This window comes from Pelomonas sp. BJYL3 (genome assembly GCF_027257975.1).
Lineage (GTDB): Bacteria > Pseudomonadota > Gammaproteobacteria > Burkholderiales > Burkholderiaceae_C > Roseateles_B > Roseateles_B flavus.
In genome coordinates this window covers 181,237-196,260 of record NZ_JANZKX010000004.1, presented here as the reverse complement: position 1 = coordinate 196,260, position 15,024 = coordinate 181,237, and the positions used below count along the sequence as shown (strand labels likewise).

The window sequence follows — 15,024 nt, the reverse complement described above, 5'->3', positions numbered from 1 at the left end:
GCGCTCAGCGAATCTCGGCCTTGGCGGCGACGCCGGAGCTCCAGAAGGTCTGGTCCTCAAAGCTGTCGGTGTAGCCGAACAGGAAATACGCCCGGTCCGGCTTGCTGGTGGCGCTCTCCTCGTGGATCACGTCCGCCTGCGAGAGGCGCGGCAGACGCCAGTGGGCCTGCCCGCCCAGCGAGGGCAGGTCCGGCGGGGCGTAGGTGACGGACTTCGCGCCCTGGAGCCAGCCGGCGGAGAACATGAAGTCCCATCGATTCGGACCACGCTCGCGCGTCGCCAGGGGGTCCGCGATGATGCGGCTCAGCAGGGCGCCCGGGGCGGTGTTCCAGCTGAGCGTCGGACGTTCGGCGCTGCCGCTCCCGGTCAGGCCGAAGCTCAGCGGGGTGACGGGAGGCTGCAGCACCAGCGCCTGGGCGGCGCCAGCGCGGGAGAGGTAGCTGGCCGTACGGAAATGGCGGAGCTCGCCTTCCTCTTGCGAGGTCCGGGCCGATGCGACATAGACATCGTCCGGCTTCAAGGCGCTGGCCGGCACCAGGGGGTAGCGGAATGTGGTCTGGTCGTTCCTGCTGGCCAGAAAGGCCAGGCCCTGGTAGCTGCCCGTGCGGCTGCCGCTGAGCAGTTGGGCCTCCACTGACAGACCTTCACCAGGCACCGTGCCAAAGCCCCGCACCTCGACGCGTTGCGAGGGTTCCAGCCGTGTCGCCTGGGCAAAGTCGAAGGTGAAGCGCTGGCCTGCGGCGACATCGATGCCGCGCTGGCTGACGAGGGCCCGGGCCGAACCTTCCGCATCCAGCTGCGTGGCGAAGGCGTCTGCGGTGCCGGAGCGGAAGGATGAGGTGACGTCGCCGGTGGCGCAGCCCGGGGCCCGCCGATGGAAGAGGCCGAGGCTCAGGACGCACAGCGAGGCGTCCGCCACCGCGCCGGTATTGGTCACGCTGGTGATGACGCGCACCCACTTGCGCTTCAGCGCGTCCTCGGAAAGGCGCAGGTCGATCACGGGCACCTCGGCCCGGGTGAAGTGGTAGCCGCGAACATTGGACGATTGCAGCTGCCTGGCCGCGTCGCTGAACTCGTCGACCAGCATCACGGCGTACTTGCCGCCGGCGTCTTCCACCTGGAATCTGTAGCCGGCCTCGGTCTTCTGCGCCACCTTCCAGGGGCTGTCACCGTCCTGGTAGGCCAGCCAGTATTGCTGCCCGGGTTCCGGCGGAGACAGCAGCACGGAGACGGGGCCTGCCTGGCTGGGCGTGGTGCCGCCAGACGAGCTGCCGCCCCCGCAGGCCGACAGCAGGGCCGCGGAAAGGGACAGGGCCAGGGTGCCAGCCTTGAAGCGCTGGGGTGTGAATCGACTCATTGGATAACCTCCCGGGGCGTCGCGGTTGAAAGCGCCCTTGCTTGTTCCTGGTTCACCGCGCCGCGAGGCGGCGGGAGCGCATTCTGGCATTGCGGCAGCGCGTTAGCAGGGGCGCCCTTCCGGTCCTCGCACAACGGCGCTGGCTGATGGCCGCCTCGGCGTGACGCAGGCTCAACCACTGACGAAGGCCGCCTGAGCAGGGATCCGGCCGGTTTTCTACAATGAGCCCCATGAACGCCCCCACCGCCCCCCGCTACACCCGTGGCAGCGCCTTGCCGGCCCTGCTGAAGCAACGCATCGTGATCCTGGACGGGGCGATGGGCACCATGATCCAGCGCTACAAGCTCACCGAGGCCGATTTCCGCGGCACGCGCTTCGCCGATCATCCCAAGGACCTCAAGGGCAACAACGACCTGCTGGTGCTGACCCGCCCGGACGTCATCAGCGAGATCCACGAGAAGTACCTGGCCGCCGGCTCGGACATCATCGAGACCAACACCTTCGGCACCACCTCGGTGGCGCAGGAAGACTACGGCCTGCAGGACTTCGCCTACGAGATGAACGTGGCCGCCGCCCGCCTGGCCCGCGCCGCCTGCGACAAGTACAGCACGCCCGACAAGCCCCGCTTCGCCGCGGGCGCCCTGGGCCCGACGCCGCGCACCGCCTCCATCAGCCCCGACGTGAACGACCCCGGCGCCCGCAACGTCGACTTCGACACCCTGCGTGCCGCCTACTACGAGCAGGCCCGCGGGCTGCTGGAGGGCGGCGTGGACCTCTTCCTGGTCGAGACCATCTTCGACACGCTCAATGCCAAGGCCGCGCTCTTCGCCCTGGACGAGCTGATGGAAGCCACGGGCGAGCGCCTGCCGGTGATCATCTCCGGCACCGTGACAGACGCCTCGGGCCGCATCCTCTCCGGCCAGACGGTGACCGCCTTCTGGCACTCGGTGCGCCATGCCAAGCCCCTGGCCATCGGCCTCAACTGCGCCCTGGGCGCCACGCTGATGCGGCCCTATATCGAGGAGCTGGCCAAGGCCGCGCCCGAGACCGCGATCAGCTGCTATCCCAATGCCGGCCTGCCCAACCCGATGAGCGACACGGGCTTCGACGAAACGCCGGACGTCACCGGTCGCCTCATGGCCGAGTTCGCCCAGGCCGGTTTCCTCAACATCGCAGGTGGCTGCTGCGGCACCACGCCCGAGCACATCGCGGCCATCGCATCCAAGGTCTCGGCCTACCAGCCGCGGGCCTGCGGGCACAAGCTCTTCAGCGAGCTGGTCGCGGCATGAAGCGCCTGTTCCTGAGCTGTCTGTTGGCGGGCCTGGGTGTCGCCGCACAGGCCGCAGGGTTCCTGCCGGTGGCAGAGGGCCTGAAGCCCCTGAAGCAGCGCCTGCAGGCGATCGCCGAGGAAATCCGCCCGCTTCGCCTGCGTCTGCAGCAGGCACCTGCCGCCGACGAGGCGAAGCTGGCCGTCCAGGAGCGCGCCCTGGCGTGGTCCCGCCTGCAGGATCTGCTGGATGAGCAGGCCCGGCTCCAGGGCGAGCTCGACGAGGCCCAGCTGGCCGCCCGTGACCCCCTGCGCCAGCACTGAGGTCCCGGCATCGCGGCCCGGCGCCGTGCACCTTCGGGGGCGACGGCTCAGCCGGCGGTCTTGAGCAGCTTTTCCATGTTGATCACGAGCTTGAGCTCATGCGGCGCCAGGCTGGCCGCGACGGCCTGCGTCTGCAGCCGGGTGTCCCGCGGCACGGGGCCGCTCAAGGGCGCGCCGCTCTTGCCGATCAGCGCCGCCACCAGGGGTTCGGTGGCGCTGTGGCCCCGCCGCACCACGATGCCCTGCTCGCCATTGGCCAGGCGCACCAGGCTGCCCGGCGGGTAGAGCCCCACGGCCTTGATCACGGCGGCGCCGGCCTCGTCGGGCTGCTGGAGTTCGTCCAGGTAGATGGCGCGCACCGCGGCGGCGCCTGACAAGGCCTTGCGGGTGCGGCGCGGGCTCAGCCGGGCGCCGAAGATGTCGATGCGGCGCAGCAGGCGCGCCAGCTGGGCCACGGCCACGCGCCCGGCCAGGGGGCCGGGGCCGGCCTCGTGGTGCAGCCGCACGGCGCCCAGCCAGAGCTCCTCCTGCACGCCCAGCTGGCGCAGCAACTGGGCGCTGCGGTCACCGTGGTCGAGGAGCTCGGCGCGTTGGCGCTCGCTGGGCCGGTCTTCCTGAGCTGCCAGCCGGTCCTGCAGCAGCGTGGTGCTGAGGTTCATCGTCAGCGCCGCGTTGTGCAGCGCCCGCGTGCCTTCCTCCGCCCAGCCCAGCTGGCGTGCCACGAGGTCCGCGACCAGCAGGCACAGCACGGCATGGCGGGCGCTGTAGCGCTGGAAATCCTGGCTCGCATCGTGGACCAGCAGGGTCAGCACGGCGTCCGGCCGCTGGCGGAATCGCTGCAGGGCCTCCTCGCGCAGCGTTTCCAATCGGCCAAGGAAGTCTTCGCGAGGGTCCTTGAGCAGGCTGTGGGCATGCAGGTGCAGGTCGTTCCAGAAGGCGGGTTCGCTGAGCTCGGCGACGGCGCGCGGGGTGCGCTCGGCGCGGAAGTCGGCCTCCACCTTCACGATATTGGCCAGCGAGGCGCCCTGCATCATCAGGGTGTCCATCTTGTGGACCAGGGCCTTCTGATATTCCTTGGTTTCATGGGCCAGAACCCAGGCGCCGCGCTGGATCAGGGCCTGGACCTGGGGGGTGTTCTGCAGGGTCTGGCCGGCGGCGAACAGCAGCTTGCCCTCGGCGTCACGCACAGAGAAGGTCAGCACCTGGCCGATGCGCAGGCTGTGAGGAGGAAGAGGGACGAGTTCCACGATCAGGAATTATTTCGGCGCGGCGCAGTATGGTCTTGAGCCAGGACGGGAAAGCCGCGCGTAAACCCTGCGAGTGCGTAAAATCCGGCACGTTCGAGGAGCGTTGCGACGCCCCGACCGGCAGCCCGCCGGTCAGCGCCAGGCTCGAACCCGGTGGCCCGCCCCTCCCCCGAGAAGCGGAGCCCCCCTGCCAACGACGCTCACCGAGTCCCCAATCCCTGGTGGCCGAGGTGAGTCCTGCGCCCGGCCGCCCTGCAGCATCGCCTGCAGCTTTCGCATCGCCGAGGTCCCTATGTCCACCACCGCAAGCACCGTCGTCCAGCCCATGAAGCTCTCGGGCCTGGAGCCCGTGGAGATCGGCCAGGGCACGCTGTTCGTCAACGTGGGCGAGCGGACCAACGTCACCGGCTCCAAGGCCTTCGCCCGCATGATCCTGGAGGGCCGCTACGAGGACGCGCTGTCCGTGGCCCGCCAGCAGGTGGAGAACGGCGCGCAGATCATCGACATCAACATGGACGAGGCCATGCTGGACAGCAAGGCCGCCATGGTGCGCTTCCTCAACCTCATCGCCTCCGAGCCCGAGATCGCGCGCGTGCCCATCATGATCGACTCCTCCAAGTGGGAGGTGATCGAGGCCGGCCTGAAGTGCATCCAGGGCAAGGGCATCGTCAACTCCATCTCGCTGAAGGAAGGCGAGGCCGAGTTCAAGCGCCAGGCCACCCTGGTGCGCCGCTACGGCGCCGCGGCCGTCGTGATGGCCTTCGATGAAAAGGGCCAGGCCGACACCTTCCAGCGCAAGATCGAGATCTGCGAGCGGGCCTACCGCGTGCTGGTGGACGACGTCGGCTTCGCGCCCGAGGACATCATCTTCGACCCCAACATCTTCGCCATCGCCACCGGCATCGAGGAGCACGACAACTACGCCGTGGACTTCATCGAGGCCACGCGCTGGATCAAGGCCAACCTGCCGGGCGCCAAGGTCTCGGGCGGGGTGTCCAACGTGTCCTTCAGCTTCCGCGGCAATGACCCGGTGCGCGAGGCGATCCACACTGTGTTCCTCTACCACGCCATCCAGGCGGGCATGGACATGGGCATCGTCAACGCCGGCATGGTGGGCGTCTACGACGACCTCGAGCCGGTGCTGCGCGAGCGCGTGGAGGACGTGGTGCTGAACCGCCGCCCGGACGCCGGCGAGCGCCTGATCGAGGTCGCCGAGAGTGCCAAGGGTGCCGCCAAGGACGACAGCGCCCGCCTGGCCTGGCGCGCCGGCAACGTCAACGAGCGTCTTTCGCACGCCCTGGTGCATGGCATCACCGACTTCATCACCGAGGACACCGAGGAATGCTGGCAAGCCATCCGCGCCAGCGGTGGCCGGCCCCTGCATGTGATCGAGGGCCCGCTGATGGCCGGCATGAACATCGTGGGCGACCTCTTCGGCCAGGGCAAGATGTTCCTGCCCCAGGTGGTCAAGAGCGCCCGTGTGATGAAGCAGGCGGTGGCCCACCTCGTGCCCTACATCGAGGAAGAGAAGCGCCAGCTGGCCGCCTCCGGGGGGGACGTCAAGCCCAAGGGCAAGATCGTCATCGCCACCGTGAAGGGCGATGTGCACGACATCGGCAAGAACATCGTCACCGTGGTCCTGCAGTGCAACAACTTCGAGGTGGTGAACATGGGCGTGATGGTGCCCTGCCAGGACATCCTCGCCCGCGCCAAGGTCGAAGGGGCGGACATCATCGGCCTCTCCGGCCTGATCACGCCGAGCCTTGAGGAAATGCAGCACGTGGCCGCCGAGATGCAGCGCGACGACTACTTCCGCATGAAGAAGATCCCCCTGCTGATCGGCGGCGCCACCTGCAGCCGCGTGCACACGGCGGTGAAGATCTCGCCGCACTACGAGGGCCCGGTGGTCTATGTGCCCGATGCCTCGCGCTCGGTGGGTGTGTGCTCGGACCTGCTGTCCGACGAGCGCGCCACCCGCTTCATCGACGAGCTCAAGGCCGACTACGACAAGGTTCGCGACCTGCATGCCAACAAGAAGCAGACGCCCCTGGTGAGCCTGGCCCAGGCCCGCGCCAACAAGCAGCGCCTGGACTTCGACGCCTACACGCCGCCGGTGCCCAAGTTCCTGGGCCGCCGCGAGCTGCGCAATGTGGACCTGGCCGAGCTGGCCGGCTGCATCGACTGGGGCCCCTTCTTCCAGACCTGGGACCTGGCCGGCGCCTTCCCCGCCATCCTCAAGGACGAGGTCGTGGGCAGCGAGGCCCAGCGTGTGTTCAGCGACGGCAAGCGCATGCTGCAGCGCCTCATCGACGGCCGCTGGCTCACCGCCAATGCCGTCTTCGGCCTCTACCCCGCCGCGCAGGTGAATGACGACGACATCGAGATCTACCGCGACGAATCCCGCAGCGAGGTGCTGATGACCTGGCGCGGCCTGCGCATGCAGTCGGAGCGGCCGGTGGTCGATGGCGTGATGCGCCCCAACCGCTGCCTGGCCGATTTCATTGCGCCGAAGGGCACGGTGCCGGACTATGTGGGCCTGTTCGCCGTCACCGCCGGCATTGGCTGCGACAAGAAGGAAGCGCAGTTCCTGGCCGACCACGACGACTACTCCGCCATCATGCTCAAGGCCCTGGCCGACCGCCTGGCCGAGGCCCTGGCCGAGCGCCTGCACCAGCGCGTGCGCACCGAGTTCTGGGGCTATGCCAGCGGCGAGCAGCTGGACAACGAGGCCCTCATCGCCGAGCAGTACCGCGGCATCCGCCCGGCGCCGGGCTATCCGGCCTGCCCGGACCACCTGGTCAAGCGCGAGCTGTTCCGCGTGCTGGACCCCGAGGCCATCGGCATGGGCCTGACCGAGTCCATGGCGATGACGCCGGCCGCCAGCGTCAGCGGCTTCTACTTCGCCCACCCCGAGGCCAGCTACTTCAACGTCGGCCGCATCGGCGAGGACCAGCTGAAGGACTGGGCGGCCCGCTGCGCCCTGGACGAGGCCGCCGCCCAGCGCGCGCTGGCGCCGCTGCTGGGCTGAGTCCGGGCCTGGCGCGTCCGGGCGCGGAACGCTCTCTTACAACTGTGACCGGTTCGGCTGTCGGCCGAATCGGGTCGCGTGGCATTCTTGGATGGCAGCCCGTCCCTTTTGTGGCGTGGCTCGCGGAGCACCAATGAAAATACCTTTCTCCTCCAGTCAAATCATTGCCGGCGTGCTGGGTGCCGGCGTCCTCCTGGCCGGCGCCTTTGCCGTGGGCCGGGCCTCGTCTCCAGCGGCGGCTCCCACGCCGGTGGCCGCGCCCGCGGTGGACGCCGATGCCGGGGCCAGCCCGCAGGTGCCCCTGAAGCAGGCGGCGGCCGACACCCGCAATGGCGGCACCGCGGCCAAGGGCAGCGAGCCCGGCCGCCAGGCCGGCGCCTCGGCCTCGGCCAGCCCCGCCCTGTGCGCCGAATGCGCCCGTGTGGTCGAGGTCCATGAGGAAACCCGCCAGGGCAAGGCCAGCGGCATCGGAGCCGTGGGCGGCGCCGTGCTGGGCGGCCTGCTGGGCAACCAGGTGGGCGGCGGCACCGGCAAGAAGATCGCCACCATCGGCGGGGCCGTGGCGGGCGGCTATGCCGGCAACGAGATCGAGAAGCGCCAGAAGTCGCACCGCGTCTGGGTCGTGCGCCTGAGCCATGCTGACGGCAGCACGCAGCGCCTGGAGCAGGGCCAGGACCCCGGCCTGCGCGCCGGTGACGTGGTCGTGGTGCGGGACGGCCGCATCGAGCGCCGCGAGCGCTGATCCTGCCTGCCCCTCAACGGCAAAGGCGGCCTGCGGGCCGCCTTTGTCTTGGGGCCTGGCTCAGCGCCTGAGCCAGCCGGCCGCTCAGCGGCTGTTGGCGTTCACGATGCCCTTGAAGTCATAGGGCACGACGATGGTGTTCACCTTGCCGGCGGCGATGCCCTCGGCGATCTTCAGCTGGGCCTGCGCGTTCATGTACTCGATGGCCTTGCTGTTGGCGTTGAGCGCGGCGATGCGCTCGGCCTCCTTCTTGGCCGTCTCCACCTCGATCTCCTTGGCCCGCAGCGCGTTCTGCGCGGTGACCACGGCATTGGCCGAGGCGATGATGTCGTCCGCCGGCATCACATTGCGCACCTGCACCAGGCTCACGGTCAGGGCCTGGTCCAGCTTCTCCGAGGCCAGGGTTTCGGTGACGATGCGCTTGATCTCCTGCTCGATCTTCTGGCGGTTGTCCGCCACCGACAGCGCCTTGTACTCGCGCACGGCCTTGTAGGCGGCGTTGTTGGCCACCGTGGTCATGTAGCTGTGCATCAGGATCCAGTCGCGCTCTTCCTTGTTGTAGGCGTGGAAGCTGCGGCTCTTGGTGCTCCAGAGGTCGGACACGCTGCTGGGGTTGACGGAGTAGACCAGGGTCAGGTCGAAGTCCTTCAGCGTGCTGTTGTCGGCGGTGAGCGGGTTCTTGTTGTCCAGGACGACGGCGATGTCGCGCACCGGGAAGGTCAGCACATCGCCGAACAGGGTCTGGTTGAAGCTGCCGGGCATCAGCTCGGCGCCGCTGATCTGCTTGTCGATGCCCACGCGCAGGCCGACCTCACCGGTCTCGATGCGGGTGCAGGCGCCCAGGGTCAGGGCGGCCAGCAGCAGGGCCAGGGTGGCGGGGCGGATCGTGGTCTTGTGTGTGCTCATGGGTCCCTCTCAGAAGAAATGAATCATCGCGGCCGCCAGGACGCCCGCCAGCACGGCGCCGATGGCCGCCCAGCGCAGCCACTGCAGCCAGGCGATGGCCTGGCGCCGGTTCAGCGATCGCAGCCAGATCAGCAGGCCCAGGCAGGCCAGCCACAGCATCAGCAGTACCAGCCACGCACGCAGCAGGCTCATGGCGATGTCCCTCGCGGTTGGGTTTGTCTGTGTTTCCGCGCGCATCATTCCACAAGCCCGTGACGCTGACCGTCTCGCGGGCGGGCCGGTGGGCGCGGTCCGGCAGGGCTGTCGGGCCGCCGCCACAGCGCCCGCCCGGGACTCAGGGCTGGGGCGCGTCCTGCTCGAAGGGGTAGCGCACGCCCAGCCGCGCACGGATGCGGTCCATCCAGCCGAGGATGGCCAGGGTCTCGGCATGGCTCATGCGCGGGCTCTCGACGAGACCGGCGCGGATGCAGGTCTGCGCTTCCTCGATCTCGCCCTCGAAGCCGTTGATGCGCCAGGGGGCGTCGACAAGCTGCTCTGCCTGGCCATGGGGGCGCAGCAGCAGCTGCTGGCTCTCCCAGAAGTTGCGCGGCAGGCTGATGGAGCCGCGCTCGCCGAGGATCGTCAGCGCATTGGGCGAGCTGGCGTCCAGACCGCAGAGGAACTGCGCCGAGATGCCGCCCTCGAAGCCCAGCAGGCCCTGCACCCGCAGGTCCACGCCCGTGGGGGCCAGCAGGCCCTGCACGTCCAGGTGTTGGAGCGCGGGGACGTGGCCCAGGGCCTGTTCCAGCACCCAACGCGTCGCGGTGAGGTTGTAGATGCCGATGTCCAGCAGTGCGCCGCCGGCCAGAGCCGGGTCGAAGAGGCGGCTCTGCGGGTCAAACGGGGCGGGAAAGCAGAAGCTCGATTCGATGGCGCGCAAGGGCCCGATGGCCTGCTCGCGCAGCCAGTTGCCCAGCACCCCATAGGCCGGCAGGAAGCGCGTCCAGACCGCCTCCATCAGGAAGACGCCGCGCTCGCGTGCCAGCGCCACCAGGGCCTCGCCCTCGGCGCGGTGCGGCACCAGGGGCTTCTCGCACAGCACGGGCTTGCCGGCCAGCAGGGCCGCGCGCACCGGCTCGCCATGCTGGGCATGCGGCGTGGCGACATAGACCGCGTCGATGGCCGGATCCGCCAGCAGGGCGGCCAGGTCCGTGCTGACGCGCGGCGCGCCGGCCGGGTCGGGCCATTGGTCCTGGCACTGCCGCGAAAAGGCGGTCGCCCGTGCCGCGTCGCGGCCATGGACGGCGGCCAGCCGGCTGCCGGGCAGGGCGCTCAGGGCGTGGGCAAAGCGCCGGGCGATCTTGCCGGGGCCGATGAGGGCCCAGTTGAAAGTCTTCATGAGCAGCGGGCGGGTGAGGCGGGGCGAAGGGCGGGCGCAGCCCTGAAGCCCGGTCGCGTGGAGTCCTTGAGCGCGGGCATTGTGGCCCTGGCCTGCCGTGGGCCGGTTTCAAGTGGGTTTCACGAAGGCTTCATGAGGGAGGCCGGGCAGTGGCGTCGGCCTTGCTGCCGCCTGGGCCAGCTCACTGCCTCACCAGCGCCCGCCTCAGCTGCACCGCCTCGGCCACATGCGCCTTCTGGATGCTGTCCTCGGCAGCCAGGTCGGCAATGCTGCGCGCCACCCGCAGCAGGCGATGCTGGGCCCGTGCCGACCATCCCAGGGCCGCGATGCTGCGCTCCAGCAGGGCCTGGGCGGCCGGGTCAGCCCGGGCGTGGCGGTCCAGCTGGGGCGGGCTCAGCTGGGCGTTGACGCAGTCCTGGCGGGCGCGCTGGCGCTCGCGGGCCTGCTGCACGCGCTGCGCCACGGTGGCCGTGTCGTCGCCATCCGGGGCGGCGGCGAGGAGTTCGGGCGGGAGGCCGGGCACCTCCACCATCATGTCGATGCGATCCAGCAGGGGGCCGCTGAGACGGCCCTGGTAGCGGGCGACCTGGTCCGGCGTGCAGCGGCACTGCCGCACGCCGGACTGGCCGTGAAAGCCGCAGGCGCAGGGGTTCATGGCCGCCACCAGATGGAAGCGGGCGGGGAACTCCGCCTGGCGCGCGGCCCGGGCAATCAGGATGCGGCCGGTCTCGAGCGGCTCGCGCAGGGCCTCCAGGGCGCTGCGCTGGAACTCGGGGAGTTCGTCCAGGAAGAGCACCCCCTGGTGGGCCAGCGAGATCTCGCCGGGACGCGGGGGCGAGCCGCCGCCCACGAGGGCCACCGCCGAGGCGCTGTGATGCGGCGCCCGCAGCGGCCGGCGGCCCCAGGCGGCGGGGCGGAACTGGCCGGCCAGGCTCAGGGTGGCGGCGCTCTCCAGGGCGGCGTCTTCGTCGAGGGCGGGCAGGAGGCCGGGCAGGCGCTGGGCCAGCATGGACTTGCCCGAGCCCGGCGGGCCGACCAGCAGCAGGCTGTGGGCGCCGGCCGCGGCGATCTCCAGCGCCCGCTTGGGCACGGCCTGGCCCTTGATGTCCCGCAGGTCAGGGGCAGGCTCCTCGGTGATGCCGGCCCGGGCGGGCCCGCGGGCCCGGGCCAGGGGTTCCTGCGACTGCGGCAGCAGGGCCCGCACCACGTCCAGCAGATGCCCGGCCTGGCGCACGTCCACCCCGCCCACCAGCGCGGCTTCGGCCGCGCTGCCCGGCGGCAGCAGCAGCTGGCGCGGCGAGGCCCGCTGGCGCAGCGCCAGGGCCATGGCCAGGGCGCCGCGCACGGGGCGCAGCTCGCCGGCCAGGGACAGCTCGCCCGCGCACTCCAGCTCGGCCAGCGGCCCGGCCTCGATCTGCCCGCTGGCGGCCAGCAGGCCCAGGGCGATGGGGAGGTCGAAGCGTGCGCCCTCCTTGGGCAGGTCTGCGGGGGCCAGATTCACCGTGATGCGCTTGTTGGCGGGAAATTCCAGCCCGCTGCTGAGCAGGGCAGCCCGCACGCGCTCGCGGGCTTCCTTCACTTCCGTGTCGGCCAGGCCGACCAGGGTGAAGCTGGGCAGGCCGTTGGCCAGGTGGACTTCGACGGTCACCGCTTCGGCGCGCAGGCCGTCCAGGGCGCGGCTGTGGATCAGGGCCAGGGTCATGAGAATCTCCTGGCGCTGGATTCTGGGCTGCCACACGCGCTCGCCACGCCGGTGCAGTCCATAAGGTGCACGATGGTGCGTCACACCAAACTGGTGCAGTTAGGGAAGCATGCCGAATATTTCGGTGCATGGCGGGCCGGGCGCGCCGCGCCGCAGGCACGAAATCGGGAGTGGCGTGCCCCAGAGGCGGGCCCGGGGCCTCGAAGTCCCGGGGCAGCAGGGCTGGCACGGAAGCTGCAAGAGGGACTGTCGAAAGTCATCACCATCCACTTTGCAGGAGTCCCCGCGATGAAGTCCCTGTTTGCGCTGCTGGCCCTCTCCGTCACCGCCACCGCCATGCCTGCCTGGGCCGACGAGCCGGCCAGCCCGCTGAGCTTCAATGCCAGCCTGACCACCGACTACCGCTACCGCGGCATCTCGCAGACCCGGCTGAAGCCCGCGCTGCAGGGCGGCGCCGACTACGACTTCGGCAACGGCTTCTACCTGGGCACCTGGGCCTCCACGATCAAGTGGGTCAAGGACGGTGGCGGCGACGCCAGCGTCGAGATCGACGTCTACGGCGGCTACAAGACCGAGATCAGCAAGGGCCTGACGCTGGACGTGGGCTTGCTGCAGTACGTCTACCCCAGCAACAAGCTGAGCCCCAGCGCCAACACCCTGGAGATCTACGGCGCGCTCACCTACGGCGTGTTCACCGCCAAGTATTCGCACAGCACCAGCAATCTCTTCGGCTTCCCCGACTCCAAGGGCTCGGGCTACCTGGACCTCAGCGCCGCCCTGGACCTGGGCGAGGGCTTCACGCTGACCCCGCACGTGGGCCACCAGCGCGTGAAGAACCTGGGCAGCGCCTCCTACACCGACTACTCGCTGACCCTGGCCAAGGACTACGCCGGCTTCACCTGGAGCGGCGCCCTGGTCCGCGCCAGCACCGATGCCTACGTGGGCCCCGGCGACAAGAACCTGGGCAAGAGCGCCCTGGTGCTGGCGGTCAAGAAGGTCTTCTGAATCCGATCGCAAGGAAGCACACCATGAAACTGATCACCGCCGTCATCAAGCCCTTCAAGCTGGACGAGGTCCGCGAGGCGCTCAGCGCCATCGGCGTGCAGGGCCTCACCGTCACCGAGGTCAAGGGCTTCGGCCGCCAGAAGGGCCACACCGAGCTCTACCGCGGCGCCGAGTACGTCGTCGACTTCCTGCCCAAGGTCAAGGTCGAGGCGGCCGTGGATGACGCGGTCGTGGACCAGGTCATCGAGGCCATCGAGACCTCGGCCCGCACCGGCAAGATCGGCGACGGGAAGATCTTCGTCTCGCCCCTGGATCAGGTCGTGCGCATCCGCACCGGTGAAACCGGCAAAGATGCACTCTGATTCACCCACCCCCTACCGGCTGCGCCGGCCCCCTCAAGGGGGCGTGCCCGTAGGCCCGGCCAAGCCGGATCCTCGGGCCCCGCTGGGCTTGATTGGCTGACTGCGGCGAGTGCACCGCGCAGCGGCACTGCAAAAGAACCGTTGGAGATTTGACGATGAAGAAACTACTTGTCGGACTGGCCCTCGCCGCGGCGGTCTTCGCGCCCGGCGCCTGGGCCCAGGACGCCGCCTCGGCGCCCGCCGCCGCTGCCTCCGTGGCCGTGGCCGCCGCCCCTGATGCGGCGGCCTCCGCCGCACCCGCGGCCGCTGCCGCTCCGGCCCCCGCCGAAGCCGCCTCGGCGCCGGCCCCCACGCCCAACAAGGGCGACACGACGTGGATGATGCTGTCCACCCTGCTGGTCATCATGATGACGGTGCCAGGTCTTGCCCTGTTCTACGGCGGCCTGGTCCGCAGCAAGAACATGCTGTCGGTGCTGATGCAGGTGATGGTCACCTTCTCGCTGATCGTGGTGCTGTGGGTGCTGTACGGCTACAGCTTCGCCTTCACCGAGGGCAATGCCTTCATCGGCGGCACGGACCGGCTCTTCATGAAGGGCATCTGGGACAACGTCGCCGGCACCTTCTCGAACGCCGCCACCTTCAGCAAGGGCGTGGTGATCCCGGAGATCGTGTTCGCCGCCTTCCAGGCCACCTTCGCCGGCATCACGGCCTGCCTGATCGTGGGCGCCTTCGCCGAGCGCATCAAGTTCTCGGCCGTGCTGGCCTTCATGACGATCTGGTTCACCTTCAGCTACCTGCCCATCGCGCACATGGTCTGGTTCTGGGCCGGCCCGGACGCCTACACCAGCGCCGCCGTCGTCGACAAGGTCAACAGCACCGCCGGCCTGATCTGGCAATGGGGCGCGCTGGACTTCGCCGGCGGCACCGTGGTGCACATCAATGCCGCCGTTGCCGGCCTGGTGGGCGCCTTCATGGTGGGCAAGCGCATCGGCTACGGCCGCGAGGCCTTCACGCCGCACAGCCTGACGCTGACCATGGTCGGTGCCTCGCTGCTGTGGGTGGGCTGGTTCGGCTTCAACGCCGGCTCCGCCCTGGAAGCCAACGGCTTCGCGGCCCTGGCCTTCATCAACACCTTCGTCGCCACGGCCGCCGCCGTGCTGGCCTGGAGCGTGGGTGAAGCCCTGCACAAGGGCAAGGCTTCGATGCTGGGCGCGGCCTCCGGTGCCGTCGCCGGCCTGGTGGCCATCACGCCGGCTGCGGGCAATGTGGGCGTCGGTGGTGCCCTGGTGATCGGCGTGGTCGCCGGCTTCGCCTGCCTGTGGGGCGTGTCCGGCCTGAAGAAGCTGCTGGGCGCGGACGACTCGCTGGACGTCTTCGGCGTGCACGGCGTGGGCGGCATCATCGGTGCCCTGCTGACCGGTGTCTTCAACTCGCCGGCCCTGGGCGGCCCCAGCGCCGTGGGCGACTGGGTCACGGCCTCCATGATCGCGCCGGATGCCTACAGCATCGCCAGCCAGGTCTGGACGCAGGCCAAGGCCGTGGGCGTGACCATCGTCTGGTCGGCCGTGGTGTCCGTGATCGCCTACAAGGTCGTGGACCTGACGATCGGGCTGCGCGTCTCCGAAGAGGAAGAGCGCGAGGGCCTGGACATCAGCTCGCACGGCGAGACGGCCTATCACAAGTGATCTCCCGCAGGCCCCTCGCAC

13 protein-coding genes are annotated in these 15,024 nt (G+C 69.9%); 7 read left to right on the top strand and 6 right to left on the bottom strand.

Features of this window, described 5'->3' with window-relative positions:
- Window positions 1-4 precede the first annotated feature (4 nt).
- Window positions 5-1,357: a hypothetical protein gene (locus O9Y01_RS14440; RefSeq protein ID WP_269632302.1), complete on the bottom strand. Its 1,353-nt coding sequence runs from the start codon at window positions 1,355-1,357 to the stop codon at window positions 5-7.
- A 230-nt stretch (window positions 1,358-1,587) separates the two neighbouring features.
- Here O9Y01_RS14440 and O9Y01_RS14435 point away from each other — a divergent pair, with 230 nt between their 5' ends.
- Both O9Y01_RS14435 and O9Y01_RS14430 read left to right on the top strand, forming a co-directional pair.
- Window positions 1,588-2,646, top strand: coding sequence for a homocysteine S-methyltransferase family protein (locus O9Y01_RS14435; RefSeq protein ID WP_269632301.1), 1,059 nt, complete (start codon window positions 1,588-1,590; stop codon window positions 2,644-2,646).
- Complete coding sequence (locus O9Y01_RS14430) at window positions 2,643-2,948, top strand: hypothetical protein (RefSeq protein ID WP_269632300.1); 306 nt, start codon at window positions 2,643-2,645, stop codon at window positions 2,946-2,948. The genes O9Y01_RS14435 and O9Y01_RS14430 overlap by 4 nt, the downstream gene beginning before the upstream one ends.
- Before the next feature lie 47 nt (window positions 2,949-2,995).
- On the opposite strand, the gene O9Y01_RS14425 is transcribed toward O9Y01_RS14430, so the two are convergent.
- Complete coding sequence (locus tag O9Y01_RS14425) at window positions 2,996-4,195, bottom strand: HD-GYP domain-containing protein (RefSeq protein WP_269632299.1); 1,200 nt, start codon at window positions 4,193-4,195, stop codon at window positions 2,996-2,998.
- Window positions 4,196-4,268: 73 nt separating this feature from the next.
- On the opposite strand from O9Y01_RS14425, the gene metH reads away from it, so the two are divergent.
- Both metH and O9Y01_RS14415 read left to right on the top strand, forming a co-directional pair.
- Entirely contained in the window at window positions 4,269-7,223 is a 2,955-nt protein-coding gene (metH, locus tag O9Y01_RS14420) for a methionine synthase (RefSeq protein WP_269632298.1), read from the top strand.
- A gap of 133 nt (window positions 7,224-7,356) precedes the next feature.
- A complete protein-coding gene (locus O9Y01_RS14415) occupies window positions 7,357-7,965 on the top strand; it encodes a glycine zipper 2TM domain-containing protein (protein WP_269632297.1) in 609 nt (202 codons plus the stop codon).
- An 84-nt stretch (window positions 7,966-8,049) separates the two neighbouring features.
- Here the strand turns inward: O9Y01_RS14415 and O9Y01_RS14410 are convergent, their stop codons facing one another.
- The 4 genes from O9Y01_RS14410 to O9Y01_RS14395 all read right to left on the bottom strand — a co-directional run bounded on the left by O9Y01_RS14410 (window position 8,050) and on the right by O9Y01_RS14395 (window position 11,951).
- Window positions 8,050-8,871, bottom strand: coding sequence for an SPFH domain-containing protein (locus tag O9Y01_RS14410; RefSeq protein WP_269632296.1), 822 nt, complete (start codon window positions 8,869-8,871; stop codon window positions 8,050-8,052).
- Between the two features lie 9 nt (window positions 8,872-8,880).
- On the bottom strand, window positions 8,881-9,063 hold the full coding sequence (locus O9Y01_RS14405) for a hypothetical protein (RefSeq protein WP_269632294.1): 183 nt from the start codon (window positions 9,061-9,063) through the stop codon (window positions 8,881-8,883).
- Window positions 9,064-9,205: 142 nt separating this feature from the next.
- The gene (locus O9Y01_RS14400) at window positions 9,206-10,249 is read right to left on the bottom strand and encodes a Gfo/Idh/MocA family protein (protein ID WP_269632293.1); all 1,044 of its coding nucleotides are present in this window, start codon (window positions 10,247-10,249) and stop codon (window positions 9,206-9,208) included.
- Window positions 10,250-10,430: 181 nt separating this feature from the next.
- A complete protein-coding gene (locus tag O9Y01_RS14395) occupies window positions 10,431-11,951 on the bottom strand; it encodes a YifB family Mg chelatase-like AAA ATPase (protein WP_269632292.1) in 1,521 nt (506 codons plus the stop codon).
- A 288-nt stretch (window positions 11,952-12,239) separates the two neighbouring features.
- On the opposite strand from O9Y01_RS14395, the gene O9Y01_RS14390 reads away from it, so the two are divergent.
- The 3 genes from O9Y01_RS14390 to O9Y01_RS14380 all read left to right on the top strand — a co-directional run bounded on the left by O9Y01_RS14390 (window position 12,240) and on the right by O9Y01_RS14380 (window position 15,003).
- Window positions 12,240-12,956, top strand: coding sequence for a TorF family putative porin (locus O9Y01_RS14390; RefSeq protein WP_269632291.1), 717 nt, complete (start codon window positions 12,240-12,242; stop codon window positions 12,954-12,956).
- 23 nt (window positions 12,957-12,979) lie between these two features.
- A complete protein-coding gene (gene glnK, locus O9Y01_RS14385) occupies window positions 12,980-13,318 on the top strand; it encodes a P-II family nitrogen regulator (protein WP_269632290.1) in 339 nt (112 codons plus the stop codon).
- Between the two features lie 155 nt (window positions 13,319-13,473).
- On the top strand, window positions 13,474-15,003 hold the full coding sequence (locus O9Y01_RS14380; protein WP_269632289.1) for an ammonium transporter: 1,530 nt from the start codon (window positions 13,474-13,476) through the stop codon (window positions 15,001-15,003).
- Window positions 15,004-15,024: the final 21 nt, after the last annotated feature.